This window comes from Cohnella sp. SGD-V74 (assembly GCF_003001675.1).
Classification (GTDB): Bacteria; Bacillota; Bacilli; order Paenibacillales; family Paenibacillaceae; genus Cohnella.
On sequence record NZ_PVYW01000002.1, the window covers coordinates 241,560 to 255,472 of the forward strand.

The 13,913-nt window shown below is 59.4% G+C and carries 8 protein-coding genes; 1 reads left to right on the forward strand and 7 read right to left on the reverse strand.

Translation table 11 applies throughout. From position 1 onward, the window contains the following. Positions 1-62: 62 nt before the first annotated feature. From B0G52_RS03675 to B0G52_RS03705, 7 genes are all read right to left on the reverse strand, one after another. The gene (locus B0G52_RS03675) at positions 63-1,688 is read right to left on the reverse strand and encodes a response regulator (RefSeq protein ID WP_094042164.1); all 1,626 of its coding nucleotides are present in this window, start codon (positions 1,686-1,688) and stop codon (positions 63-65) included. 52 nt (positions 1,689-1,740) lie between these two features. Continuing rightward, positions 1,741-3,525, reverse strand: coding sequence for a cache domain-containing sensor histidine kinase (locus B0G52_RS03680; protein WP_094042165.1), 1,785 nt, complete (start codon positions 3,523-3,525; stop codon positions 1,741-1,743). A gap of 10 nt (positions 3,526-3,535) precedes the next feature. Next, the gene (locus B0G52_RS03685; RefSeq protein ID WP_094042166.1) at positions 3,536-4,825 is read right to left on the reverse strand and encodes an ABC transporter substrate-binding protein; all 1,290 of its coding nucleotides are present in this window, start codon (positions 4,823-4,825) and stop codon (positions 3,536-3,538) included. 205 nt (positions 4,826-5,030) lie between these two features. Continuing rightward, positions 5,031-6,800, reverse strand: coding sequence for a family 43 glycosylhydrolase (locus B0G52_RS03690; RefSeq protein ID WP_233162333.1), 1,770 nt, complete (start codon positions 6,798-6,800; stop codon positions 5,031-5,033). A gap of 31 nt (positions 6,801-6,831) precedes the next feature. Further along, a complete protein-coding gene (locus tag B0G52_RS03695) occupies positions 6,832-7,671 on the reverse strand; it encodes a carbohydrate ABC transporter permease (RefSeq protein WP_094042167.1) in 840 nt (279 codons plus the stop codon). 3 nt (positions 7,672-7,674) lie between these two features. Next, positions 7,675-8,568 (reverse strand): carbohydrate ABC transporter permease, encoded by an 894-nt coding sequence (locus B0G52_RS03700; RefSeq protein WP_094042168.1) that lies wholly within the window; start codon positions 8,566-8,568, stop codon positions 7,675-7,677. 95 nt (positions 8,569-8,663) lie between these two features. Continuing rightward, the gene (locus tag B0G52_RS03705) at positions 8,664-9,962 is read right to left on the reverse strand and encodes an ABC transporter substrate-binding protein (protein WP_094042169.1); all 1,299 of its coding nucleotides are present in this window, start codon (positions 9,960-9,962) and stop codon (positions 8,664-8,666) included. 1,858 nt (positions 9,963-11,820) lie between these two features. Between B0G52_RS03705 and B0G52_RS03710 the strand changes: the two genes are divergently transcribed. Then, on the forward strand, positions 11,821-13,206 hold the full coding sequence (locus B0G52_RS03710) for an ABC transporter substrate-binding protein (RefSeq protein WP_094042170.1): 1,386 nt from the start codon (positions 11,821-11,823) through the stop codon (positions 13,204-13,206). The last annotated feature ends 707 nt before the right edge of the window (positions 13,207-13,913 follow it).

Below are 13,913 nucleotides of genomic sequence, written 5' to 3' on the forward strand. Positions count from 1 at the left end.
GCTCCTGTCCGACTTCTATCCGACTCGGCCGCAATCCGCCTTCCCCTGACCTCGCCCCGGACTCAGGCATCTTGCCCGCTTCGACCGCGGATCGCGCTGCGATAGTCCTTGGGCGTCAGCCCCGTCTCGCTCCGGAAGACGCGGTTGAAGTGCCGGATGTTGGCGAATCCGGTCATCTCGGCGACGATCGTGATTTTATCGTCCGTAAGCGCCAATCTCTTCTTGGCCTCTTCCACCCTCAGGGCGGCCAGATGCTCGACGAAAGATTTGCCCGTTCTGTTTTTCAACATCGCGCTGAAATAGGCCGGATGCAGGTGCGCTTGCTCCGCAACATCCTTGAGCGTAATCGGTTCGCGGTAATGCTGCTCCAGATAGCGGAGAGCCTGGTGGACCGGATCGCGTTCCGAGGAGCGGCTGCCGGATGCGATGGCGGCGGCGAGCCGGCCGAACAGCCTTCGGCAGACCTCGATCAACTCGTCGCTGGACGAGATCGAGCAGATTTCGACCAACTGGGCGCGAATGTCCTTGTCCCCCATCCACCCCATCGTCGCGCCCGATTCCTCGGTCATTTCGTAGTAGTGGAGCACAAGCTTGCAGATTTGCTGATGCACGGTTTCCGGCGTCTGCGCCCAGCGGCACAGGCCGCCGATCGCCTCTTCCACCTTGCCGTCGATCTCGGAGACTCTCCCCTCGTTGACGGCTTCCTCCAACGCTTCCCAGGACCACTTTCCCGCTCCTGCCTTCGGCCGGGAATCCGCGGCCGCGTCTTCGTAATCGATCACCTTGTCGCCTCCGACGACAAGCCGGTACAGCAAGGCGATCTCCGCTTCCCTGTACGATCGCGGAATCGACTCCGCGCCTTCCATCGTGCTGCCGAGCCCGATCGTGACCGTCAGGTTGGACAGCGACCGGATCTGCCGGCAGATCGAGTGCGCCGTATCGATCAGCCGTTCCCGGGAGGCGACCCGGTCCGGCACGTTGGCCAGGGCGACGACCTCCGAATCGGAGAAGACGAAGGAGAAGCCGCCCAGCCGGCTGCCGACGATCTCCTGCACGAACTGCCGGATATAGAGCTGGAAGAGCGAAGGATCCGTGCGCCCGTAGCGCTCGGGACCGACCGACTCCTTGTCCATCTTGACAACCATGCAGGCGAAGCACGGCTCGGCCAGTCCGATGCCCAGCCGTCTTACCCCTTCCAGATCCATGTCGTTCATGCTCCCGCGCAGCAGCCCGGCGGCAAGGTGATCGCTTGCTTGCCGGCGCAAGACGTCGTCCCTCTCCCCGGGTTCCGACTGACTCGCCTTGCGCGTCGCTTCGCGGATCTCGTCCTTCACCTTGTCCAGCACCCTGGACAGTTCCTCCCTCTCGACCGGCTTCATCAAATAGTCCTTAGCTCCGTGGCGAAGGGATTGCCGAACGTACGAGAAGTCCTCATAACCGCTAATGACGATGCAGCGCAGATCGGGGAACCGCTCGCGCGCGAACTTCTGAAGCTGAATGCCGTCCATGCGGGGCATGCGAATATCCGTCAGCACGACGTCCGGCTTCAGCTCGCCGATCATCTCCATCGCCTCGTAACCGTCCTTGGCGTCCCCGACGATCTCCCAGTTCGGGTCCTCGGAAGAAATCATCGCGCGCAACCCTTTGCGGTAGATAGCTTCGTCGTCTACGATCAATATTTTGGGCATGGGCGGTTCCTCCTCGGAATTTCTGCGAAAAAAGAATCGTTCCGGCGTCCGGTCATCGAACCGCCGGCAGCGTCATCGTCACCTTCAACCCCTGGTACGGCATGCTCTCGAACGTCAAGCCGTACGGCTCCCCGTAATGAAGCAAAATGCGGCGATGCACGTTCAGCAACCCATTCCCGGATTTGCCGCCGAGATCCTTGGACTGCCGAAGCCGGCTCCTGATCCGCTCCAGCTCGTCGTTCGTCATGCCGATTCCATCGTCCTCGATCGCCAGCGTCAGCACGCCCGCTTTTTCCGAACCGGTCAGCCGGATCAGCCCCGAACCTACGCCCCGATCCAAGCCGTGATTGATCGCGTTCTCCACGATCGGCTGGACGATCAGCGGGATGACGACGCAGCCCAGCGCCCGCTCTTCGATCTCCTCGAGGAATCGAATGCGCTCGCCGTAGCGGATCATCTGAATCGCCATATAGCCGTTGACATGCTTCAATTCGTCTTTCAGCGTCACGATGTCCTGCCTGCTGCTCAAGCTGTAGCGAAGCATGCGGCTTAAATTGTTGGCCATCGTCACGATATCCCGATTCCCTTCCAATTCGGCGTTCATGCTGATCGTACCCAGCGTATTGTATAGAAAATGCGGATTGATCTTGCTCTGCAGTGCGGCGATCTGCGCGTCCTTCTCGCGAATCTCCGTCTCGTATAGCAAATATCCGAGCTCGCTGAGCTTCGACACCATCGTGTTGAACGAGCCGCCGAGCCGCCCCACTTCGTCCTGTCCCGTGACCGGAAAAGCCACCTGCAGCTCGCCCTGCTCGACCTTCCTCATCAGACGACTCAGCTTCCGCAGCGGGTGGGTCACCCGGAAAGCCGTAAATACGTTCAGGAGCATCGCCAGGCCGACGAAGCCGACGATGACGAGCGTCATGGAGCTCCGGACTTTGTGGCTGTCGCGCATCAGCTCCTTGACCGGCACGACGCTGACCGTCGTCCAGCCCGTTACGGGCGAAGTCACGTAAGCGACCAGCGATTCCGGCATGCCTCCGGACGCGTCGACATGGCGCACGCCCTGGCCCTGAAGCTCTCCCGGCAGCGGGGGAGCCAGATCTTCGTCCTCCCTGCGAATGACCATCCGCCCCTGCTGATCGACGATGTACATCGATTCCCCGGCCGCCAGATTGACCTGCTGCAAAATGCCGCGAACCGCCGCCGGGTCGATATCGATGACGATATACCCGATCGTCTCCCCGGTGTCGAAGCTGCGAAGCTCGCGGGCGATCGAGAATACGTCGTAGGTCGTCCCGCTCGTCGATTTGATCTGATGCGTCGTAATGAATGTAGGCTGACCGTACAAGCCTTTGGCCCGCTTCAGCCATTCCGCGCTTTCGTCCAGAATGTAGGAGGTGACATACTGGCTGTCCGGCAGCACCACGTAAGAAGCGCCCTTCTCCCCGTACAGCGATACGCCCATAATGTCGATGCGCCCGTTAATGAATATTTTCGAGACGAAGCCGTTCAGATGCCCGATCTGCTCCAGCGTCAGCGGCTGCCCCGGCTTTCTGTCCGCGCTCAAATACTCGAGAATTTCGTTGTACTGGTAGGGGGACAGCGTGAGCCGGTTCAGCTCGTTCATGTACGTATCGATGTTCAGCGTAAGCTGCTGGATCGTCTGCAATTGATAGGCGCCGACGTTTTTCTCCATCGCGTTCTCGAAGCTGGAGAACGTATAGACGCCCATCGCTCCGATCGGGACAACGACAAGAAGGAAATTGATCAGGATCAATTTCCGGGCAAGCTCTTGATTGGTAAACCAGCGAACGAGGCTCCGTTTACGTTTCATGTTCCCTCCGCTACCTCTTCAGCTCGGCGTCGATTTTGGCGGCCGCGATTTTAAGCGTCTGCTCCGGCGTCTGCTGGCCGTAATTCATCCGTTCGAACTCGCGGATCAGCACCTCCGTCGTCGACCACTGCCGGACGTGTCTCGGCCAATACTTCACGAAATTGGCGGTGGCGGCATAATCGCTGCGGTATTTCAGCGCGTTGAACGCCTCCCCGCGAACGACGCGCGTCATGCTCGGGACGTGCCCGGCTTCGGCCCACTTCTCGCCGTGCTCGACCATCCATTTGGCAAAGGTCATGATCGCCTTGCGCTTCTCATCGGTCATCCCGTGCTTCGTCGGAACGACCAAGGAATGCGAGTCGCCCCATACTGCGGGCACATCGTATATCGTGGGCAGCGGGACAACTCCGAAATCCAGGGCCGGGGCATGCTCGAACGCCCCCGTACCCCACATTCCCGTAATCAGCACGGCCGCCTTGCCGTCGTAGAACATTTTGAAGGCGTCGTTGATGTCCGGGGGAATCAGCTTGCTTGCGTACAGCTCGTGCACGAACTCCAGCGCTCTCAGAGCCTGCGGATTGTCCAGCGTCGCCTTGCTTCCTTGCTCGTCGTAGAAGGAACCGCCTCCCTCAAGCTGGTTGTACAGGCTCCACCACAGCCATACCGAATCGATCCTCGTACTCGGCTGCGCCAACGGCGCGACATCGGACGGAACGGCTTCCTGAATGCGCCGAAGAAACGACACGAAGCCGTCCTCGCTCGCGTCCAGAATCGGTTTGTCGGAGGAATCAAGCAGGCCGGCCGCGCTCAGATACTCCTTGTTGTAATACATGACGAGCGCATGCGTGTCCAGCGGCACCGCATAGGGATGCCCGTCGTACACGACCGATCCCATAATATTGCCGTTGAAGACGCTCCAGTCGAGTCCGACCTCCTCCGCCGGAACGGACAGATCCTCGATGTAGCCGTTCTGGACGAATTGGGGCAGATTGGTCGCATGGTTAATGGCGACGTCGGGCGCGTTGCCCGAGAGAATCGCCGTTCTCAAGCGCGAATAATAATCGTCCAGCCTGGAGTTCGTCTGGACGACCAGAACGTCGCTCTGCTCCCGGTTAAACCTCTCCACCATCTCGGTCATGAACTGATTGTCCCCGCCGCTGAACGGCGTCCAATATTCGATGCGGATCGCTTGGCCGCTCTTCGTCTGCCGCGGCTCGGCGTTGTCGGCGGTCGTCGCGCATCCCGCAACGGCCGCCAGCAGTATCGAAACGATGAGCGCGTACAGCGGCTTGACGTTCATAGTCCATTCCTCCAGGCTTGGCCGCCGGTATCGCGCGGCTCGTTCGGTCGCCCCTAGGGCGTGTATGCAACCTCCGAAGATAGCAGATGTTGCCGAATGTTCGTTCCATGCAAGGAACTTTTGTGAAGGCGTACCGGAGGTACGTCAAGCAAAAGTGACGCAGCAGGGGATGATAGATGCCCCTGAGCGGGTTTGCATACACGCCCTAACGGACGAGATCCATATAATCGACGGACACGGCGTGTCCGGCTTGTTCGAGTTTCAGTGTAATTTCATTCAGGCCCGCTCGCAAGGGCAGCTTGATCTCCGTGACGGCAAACTCGTTGCGCCCCGTTGGGCCGGCCTTGATTTTCTTGCGGGCGTCCCCCGCCGCGACCTCGATTGTCAGCTCTTGCCCGGACGGATTTGCAATGGCGAATTTCGCGATATAGTCTCCTGGCGTCGGCACGAGCACGTTGCCGAAGCGGACCGCGCTTCCCTTGCCGCCCTCCAGCTTGGCGACGCCCCAGCCGGACGCGAACGGATTGTCCTCGGCCGCGGAATCTCCTTCCGCCTGCGCGTTCTCCGCTTCGTAGCGAGGAATCTCGATGGCCAGCAGCTGCGGGCCGCCGTCTTCCTCCTGAGCCTCCTGAGCGGTTACGGAAATCTCGTTCATTCCGGAACGAAGCCGGACAGTCGCGTACGCATACCCGGTCTTGCCGTTCTCCGTAACCGACAGCTCGACTTCGGCCGCTTCTCCGTCCCCCGCTTCAATCGTCACTCGCGCAGGCTCGCCCGTTTCGTTTCGATAATGCAGCAGCACCGGCGCGCTCGTCTCCACAGAGGAAGGAATCAAGTCAAACGTCACTCTCCCGCCTTCGCGGACGGCGTGCTCCGTCCGATAGAGACCGTCCGAGGAAGGAACCCCGATCGCCGTCTCCAGCGAGAGCGGCTTGCCGAACTCCGGCAGCCCGTCGTCGCGCCAGACGACGCGCTGGGCGCGCGCCTTCCGGTTGTTCCAGCCGTCGCTTATGCCGCTCGTCGCGTGGTAGACGATCCACGTCTCCGTCCCGTCCGGCGAGGCGACGAACGAGTTGTGTCCCGGACCGTAGACGCCTGCTTCTTCGTCCATAGCCATCAGCGGAGCTTCCGACTTGCGCCAATTCGCGGCGGAGAGCGGGTCCGCTCCCGGCTCCAGCGTCAGCAGCCCCAGACTGTAGAACGGCGTCCAGCTCCCCGCGCCGGAGTAGACGATAAACGTTCTGCCGTCCTTCTGCAGAATCGACTGCCCTTCGTGAATATAAGGCGGTCCCCCCGCCCTCTCCCACTCCAGATCGGGTTCCCCGATCTTCACGCGGGGACCGCTGACCGTCAGCGGATCGCTCATCGGGGCGATGTACGTGTTTTGTTGGACGTTTACGTCGCCTTCCCAGCCCGACCATACGAAATAAAGCCGATTCTCCAGTTCCATGACGAGGCCGTCGATCGCCCATTTGTTCGTATCGTCCGTCACTTGTCCCGCGAACGCATACGGACCGAGCGGATCGTCCGTCTCCGCCTCCAGAGCGTACATCCGGTGATTCTCGTTCGCCCCGTCGTCCGCGGCGAAATAGATGTACCATTTTCCCCGCAAATATTGAATCTCGGGCGCCCACAGGTTCGCGGAATACATCGTGTCGACCGGCGGGTACCAGACGACCCTCTTCTCCGCCTGCCTGAAGTCGAGCGTGCGGGATTTCATCACCATGATGTCGGCGCCGTTGTGCGTGAACGTCATATAATAGTAGCCGTCTCTGTAGACGACGCTCGGATCGGGCGTATCCATATCCGCAAGCGTATTCTTGAGCGTGCCTCCGTGACCGGTATATCCGGCGGATACGGCTGAATCGGATCGGTTCATGCTTCCTCCCGTCTGCCAGACGATCGCGCCGACGACGGCCAGTACCGCCGCGACAGCCGCGATCGTCAGCGCAATCGATTTGCTTCGCAATTTCATCGGCGTTCCTCCACTCGCATTCGAAGACGATTTATTTGACCGCGCTCTGCGTGATCGCTTTCACGAACGAACGCTGCCCGACGAGAAAGATGAGCAGCATCGGAATCGTAGCGATCGTCGTCATCGCCATCAGCTTGCCGTAAGCCTGCACATAGCTGCCCTGCGCCATCATCGCGATGCCCCCGGTAATCGTGCGCATCTCGGGCGAGGTCGTGGCGTACAGCGGCCATACGAAATCGTTGTAAATGCCCATGAACGTAAAAATCCCGAGCGTGACCATGATGGACACCGACGCCGGCATGAGGATTTTCCAATACACCTGCCACTTGTTCGCGCCGTCGATGCGGGCCGCTTCCTCGATTTCCTTCGGGAACGAAGAGAAAAACTGCAGCAGCAGGAACACCCCGAACGCTCCGGCCGTATAGGGCAGCACCAGCGCCGGATACGTGTTGATCAGCCCGAAGGCGTTGAATTCCATGTACATCGGCAAAAAGGTAAGCACGCCCGGAATCATGAGCGAGGCGATGAACATCGACAGCAGCGTTCGGCGCAGCGGAAGATCCCTCAGACGGGCAAGCGCGTACGCCGCCAAGGAGTCGATGAACAGCACGATCGCGGTGCCGACAGCTCCGACCGACAGCGAGTTCGTAATCCAGCGCATGATCGGCACGTTCATGAGCTCGCCTTTAATGCCGTCGATATAATTGTCGAGAATCGGTTTCTTCGGAATGAAGTTCATCTTGCCCGACAGCGCCTCGAAATCGTTCTTCAAGGAAGTCGACAGCATCCAGACGAGCGGCAGGACGAACACGACGGCGACCGCCGCGGCGATCGCGATCAGGACGAGCGTTCTCAGCTTTCTCGAACTCATAGGTTACTCCTCCTTCCTGCCGTAGGTCAAGCGATACTGCACGACCGACACGATCATGATCATGACGGCCATCAGAATCGCCATCGCCGAAGCGGCACCGATTTCCTTGCGGATGAACGCTTGGTCCAGCACATTCATCAGCAGCACCTTGGACGTATCCCCCGGCCCGCCCCGCGTGAGCAGGAACGGCTGGGCATAGATGTTGAAGGACGCAATCGTCGACGTGATCATTACGAACAGCATGACCGGACGGATCGAAGGCAGCGTAACGCTCGCGAACTTGCGCCAGGAGCCCGCGCCGTCGATCGAGGCGGCCTCGTAGTAATCCTCGGGAACCTGGTTCAGCGCGTTGATGAAAATAATCATGTTAAACCCGATTGTCCACCACAGCGTCGTCGACACGAGCGCCACCCAGACCCACGGTTCGCTCGTCAGCCACGGAATCGGATCGATGCCGAGCTTGCCGAGCATGCTGTTGATCAGCCCCGCGTTCGTGTCGTACATCATCAGCCAGATGACGGCCATGACCGAAGCCGAGACGGCGTAAGGTATGAAATAGACGGTGCGGAACCAACTGCGGATTTTGCGCGGCAAGGCGTTAACGAGCAAAGCCAGAGCCAGGCCGATGGCGATCAGCAGCGGCACGGAATACAGGACGAACTGCACCGTCGCCCATAATCCGCGGACGAACAAGCTGTTCAAGTACGTGCCCGGAGAGAAAATCTCCGCGTAATGGGCAAAGCCTACGAACGGATGGGAGTCGGACAACAGCTCGAATTCGTGAAGGCTGATGTAGAATCCGTAACCGATCGGAAATAGCAAAAAAGCGGCGAAGCTGATCAAATACGGCAGAACGAACAGAGACGAGGTCAAGCGGGACTGCCACCCGGTATTCATCGCGGACTCCTCCTTCGGCTTCATGGGCGAAGAAGACGGGGCATCCTTGCGGATGCCCGTCTTCCTCCGGCTAACGGATCGTTTGCGTCTCCCGCTTATTTGCCCATGGCCTGACGGGATTTGGCGACCGCTTCGTCAAGCGCTTTCTGCGGATCTTTCTTCCCGAGCAGCGCGTTGTTGATTTCGCCCCATACCGGCTCGATAATCGTTCCCCAGTTCAGCACGTTGGGCGCGAACTGGACGTACGAGAAGCTGTCGGCTACCGAGCTTTGCGGCAGCGCCTTGAATTCCGCGCTGTCCAGCATCGGTTTGGAGGCCAGCGCCTGGCCGGACTCGGCCCAGGCAAGCGAGTTGCCCGCGACGTACTTCAGGAAATCGCCGATTCCGGCAAGCACGCCCGCATCCGTCGTGTTCTTCGGAATGACGAAGCTGTGAGAGCCTGCGTACACGGCTTGCTTGGCTTTGCCGATCTGCGGCACCGGAGCGATGCCGTAGTTCAGGCCGGCTTCGTCGAATTGCGACTTCATCCACGGGCCGTTGAACTGGATCGCGTTCTTGCCTTGCAAGAACAGCGTATTCTCGCCGTCCTGCTGCACGTTGGCCGGAGAGATGCCTTGATCGATCAGGCCGCGCAGCCAGGCGATCATCTCCACCGCTTCCGGGGAGTTGTACGCGACGTCCGTGCCGTTCCACAGCTCGCCGCCGTTCTGCCAGACGAGCGTCGGGAAGATGAACTGCTGCGGCCACAGCGTCGGCACGACGTAGCCGTATTGGCCCTTGCCCTTGTCCGTCAGCTTGTTCACCGCGTCTTCGAATTCGGCGCGGTTCGTCGGAGGACCGGAGATGCCCGCTGCTTCGAACAGATCCTTGTTGTAGTACATGACGAGCGGATGGATATCGAGCGGAATGCCGTACCACTTATCCTCGATGGTGGAATATTGGACAGGCGCCTCGACGTAGTCGGCCTTGACGATGCCGGACTGTCCGGCGATATCGTCCAGCGGCTGCAGTTGGCCTTTGCTCGCGTAAGTCGGAATTTGATCGACGTGCATAATCGCCAGATCCGGGCTGTCCTTGCCGGCGCTCAGCGCCACGTCGAGCTGCTTGTAATACTCGCCGTTCGGCTGGATGACGAAATTGATTTTGTAGCTGTCCTGCGATGCGTTGTACTTCTCCACGATATCCTTCATGAACGCTCCGTCCGCCCCGGAGAACGGCGTCCAGAACAGGAACTCCGTCTTCTTGCCCCCGGCTGCGGCGGAGCTTCCGCCTTGGCTGCCGCTCGGAGCGGCGTTTCCTCCCCCGTTGTCGTTGCCTCCGCACGCGGTCAGCACGAGAGCCGCGGTCGTCAGCGTCAGGAACGTGCGAGTCAAGCTGGACGATACTTTAAACATATTGTTTTATCCCCCTTGATCGGTAGTGTGAAGCGTTTGGCCTGGAACCATCTTAGCGCTTTCCGATCGGATAAAAATACGCACTTCGTTTAGGGGATGTGGACATTTCTTTAGATCCTAGTAGAGCCCCCCGAAGTAAAGTGACCAAGATGTTGAAGAATCCAGGCTGACTCAGTCTTGCTGAGTCGGGTTGGAGTATCGAATGGGCCGGTAGAGTCGCTGCAGCCGCGCTGTGTCGGGTTGGAGCATCGAATGGGGCGTCAGAGTAGCTGCAACCGCGCTGAGTCGGGTTGGAGCGGCGAAAGGGCCGGTAGAGTCGCTGCAACCGCGCTGTGTCGGGTTGGAGCGGCGAATGGGCTGGTAGAGTAGCTGCAACCGCGCTGTGTCGGGTTGGAGTATCGAATGGGGCGTCAGAGTCGCTGCAACCGCGCTGTGTCGGGTTGGAGTATCGAATGGGCCGGTAGAGTCGCTGCAACCGTGCTGAGTCGGGTTGGAGCAGCGAATGGAACGTCTGAGTCGCTGCAACCGCGCTGTGTCGGGTTGGAGCAGCAAATGAGCTGGTAGAGTAGCTGCAACCGCGCTGTGTCGGGTTGGAGTATCGAATGGGGCGTCAGAGTCGCTGCAACCGCGCTGTGTCGGGTTGGAGCATCGAAGGGGACGTCAGAGTAGCTGCAACCGCGCTATGTCGGGTTGGAGCAGCGAATGGGCCGGTAGAGTCGCTGCAACCGCGCTGTGTCGGGTTGGAGTATCGAATGGGGCGTCAGAGTAGCTGCAACCGCGCTGAGTCGGGTTGGAGCGGCGAAGGGGACGTCAGAGTAGCTGCAACCGCGCTGTGTCGGGTTGGAGCAGCGAATGAGCTGGTAGAAGTAGCTGCAACCACGCTGTGTCGGGTTGGAGCAGCGAATGGAACGTCAGAGTCGCTGCAACCGCGCTGAGTCGGGTTGGAGCGGCGAATGAGCTGGTAGAGTAGCTGCAACCGCGCTGTGTCGGGTTGGAGCGGCGAAAGGGCCGGTAGAGTCGCTGCAACCGCGCTGTGTCGGGTTGGAGCATCGAATGGGGCGTCAGAGTAGCTGCAACCGCGCTGAGTCGGGTTGGAGCAGCGAATGAGCTGGTAGAGTAGCTGCAACCACGCTGTGTCGGGTTGGAGCAGCGAAAGGGCCGGTAGAGTCGCTGCAACCGCGCTGTGTCGGGTTGGAGCAGCGAATGGAACGTCAGAGTAGCTGCAACCGCGCTGTGTCGGGTTGGAGTATCGAAGGGGACGTCAGAGTCGCTGCAACCGCGCTGTGTCGGGTTGGAGCGGCGAATGGGACGTCTGAGTCGCTGCAACCGCGCTGTGTCGGGTTGGAGTATCGAATGGGGCGTCAGAGTCGCTGCAACCGCGCTGTGTCGGGTTGGAGCAGCGAATGAGCTGGTAGAGTAGCTGCAACCACGCTGTGTCGGGTTGGAGCAGCGAATGGAACGTCTGAGTCGCTGCAACCGCGCTGTGTCGGGTTGGAGAGTAAGATTGCATCGGCTTCGAGCGCAATTGCATTTTACTTCTGGAATGCTCTACTAGGGCGTGTGCGCAAACCCACTCAGAGGCATCTATCACCGCCTTTTCGCCCCCCTGCTTCGTCACTTTTGCTTGACGTACCCCGGTACGCCTTCACAAAAGTTCCTTGCACGGAACGAAAATTCGAAAAAATTTCCCATCCTCGGAGGTTGCATACACGCCCTAGCCGGAAGAGACAGAGCCTCTCTCTTAATATTCCGGTAGAAAACGTTAAGAAGAACTTAAGGAAATAGAGAGAAGTTGTTTAACTTTGCCAATTACACTGCGAAGGAGACGAAATCATGAAGGAATGAGGGTTTGGAGCCGATGAGCAAGAAAATGGCGATCGCGCTGGGCCTGACCGCTGCGCTGCTGGCCGGATGCAGCGCCGGTCCTCAAGCGGAACCGCAGGGGAAAACGACGTTAAAGGTGATGTATTATTCCGAGGACAGCTTCTATTATCAGTACGGTATGCTCTTCTCCGCGCTGTATCCGGACGTTGAGCTCGAGATCGTATCCGCGAACCTCGTTAAGCCGGAGGAAGGGGAAACGATCAACGACGCGACGGCCAAGTTCATCCGGGAGCGGAAGCCGGACGTGCTGATGCTGAGCGCAAGCCAGTACAAGCAATGGGCGAGCGAAGGAAAGCTGCTCGATCTCGAGGCGAGAGCCGCGCAGGACAAATTCGATCTGGCCGGCATCGTGCCCGGCATCCTGGAATACATACGAGGGTTAAGCGACGGTAAGCTGTATGGAATGGCCCCCTCCTTCTACAGCAGAGCCGTGTACTACAACAAGGACTTGTTCGAGAAATACGGAGTTCCTCTGCCCGAAGACCGCATGAGCTGGGAAAGCCTCCTGCAGCTCGCGTCCCGGTTTCCGGCCGACGGAGAACCGAACGAACGCGTCTACGGCTTAAAACCCGACTATACGAGCGATTTGAACAACCTCTCCAGACAAATCGGCGGATCGCTCGGGCTGAGTTATTTTAACGTGTCCGGCATGCGGATGACGGCCAATTCGGATTCGTGGATCAAAGCCGTGGAGACGGCCGACAAAGCGATCAAAGGCGGCTACTTATACTTAGGCGAGGACCAGACCAACCAGATGTACACGTCGTACGAGGAGTACCTGCTGCAGGATCCTTTTATCGGCGGGAGGACGGCCATGACGATCGACGGCAGCTATCTGACCGCCCAGATCAAGGAAGCGCAAGAAGTGCTTAAAGATAAAGCGTTGAAAAATTGGGACGTCGTCACGATGCCCGTCGATCCGAAAAACCCGAACGTCACCGATACGGTTTCGGTCGATCAGATTTTGGCGATCGACGCCCAGTCTCCGAACGTCGACGCGGCATGGAAATTTCTTCAGTACGTCAACGGAGACGAGTTCGCCCGCGTCAAATCCAAGGCGAATTCGGGAAGCTTCCCGGTCAGGACGAAATACATCAACGACGACGGGCATAACCTGCAAGCCTTCTACGCCTTGACGCCCACGGAAGAAACGGTCTTCAAGGATTACGACAAGATGCCCAACGAGGCGTTCACGGAAATCATGAATACGATCGCAGCGGAATTGTCCGAAGCCGGGAAAGGGCAGCAGACCGTCGCCGAAGCGATGAACCGCATTCAGGACAAGGGACAGCTTATTCTTGACGGTAAGGGAAAAGGGGCTGAAGAAGCGGCGAATGGGGCCGGAAGCTCCGCGAAGTAGCGAGCGTCGAGGGACATTTTGGGCCTTGGCCTCGCGGCCACGTTTCCGTCGAGGCACTTTTTTGGCCCTGACCACGCAGCCACGTTCCCGCCAAGGCACTTTTGTGGCCTTGACCCACGCGGCCCCATTCCGTCGAGGCACTTTTTTAGCCTTGACCCATACGCCCCCGTTTCCGCCAAGGCACTTTTGTGGCCTTGACCCATACGCCCCACGTTCCCGCCAAGGCACTTTTGTGGCCTTGACCCACGCGGCCCCATTCCGTCGAGGCACTTTTTTGGCCCTGACCCCACGCCCCCGTTTCCGCCGAGGCACTTTTGTGGCCTTGGCCTCGCAGTCACGTTTCCGTCGAGGCACTTTTTTGGCCTTGACCCACGCGGCCCCATTCCGTCGAGGCACTTTTTTGGCCTTGGCCTCGCAGCCACGTTTCCGTCGAGGCACTTTTTTGGCCTTGGCCTAGCAGCCACGTTTCCGTCGAGGCACTTTTTTGGCCTTGGCCTCGCGGCCCCATTCCGTCGAGGCACTTTTTTGGCCTTGACCCACACGCCCCCGTTTCCGCCAAGGCACTTTTGTGGCCTTGACCCACGCGGCCCCATTCCGTCGAGGCACTTTTTTGGCCCTGACCACGCAGCGCCGCTCTCGCCAAGGCACTTTTTTGGCCTCGACCCCGCGCCCCCGTTTCCATCGAGGCACTTTTTTGGCCCTGACCA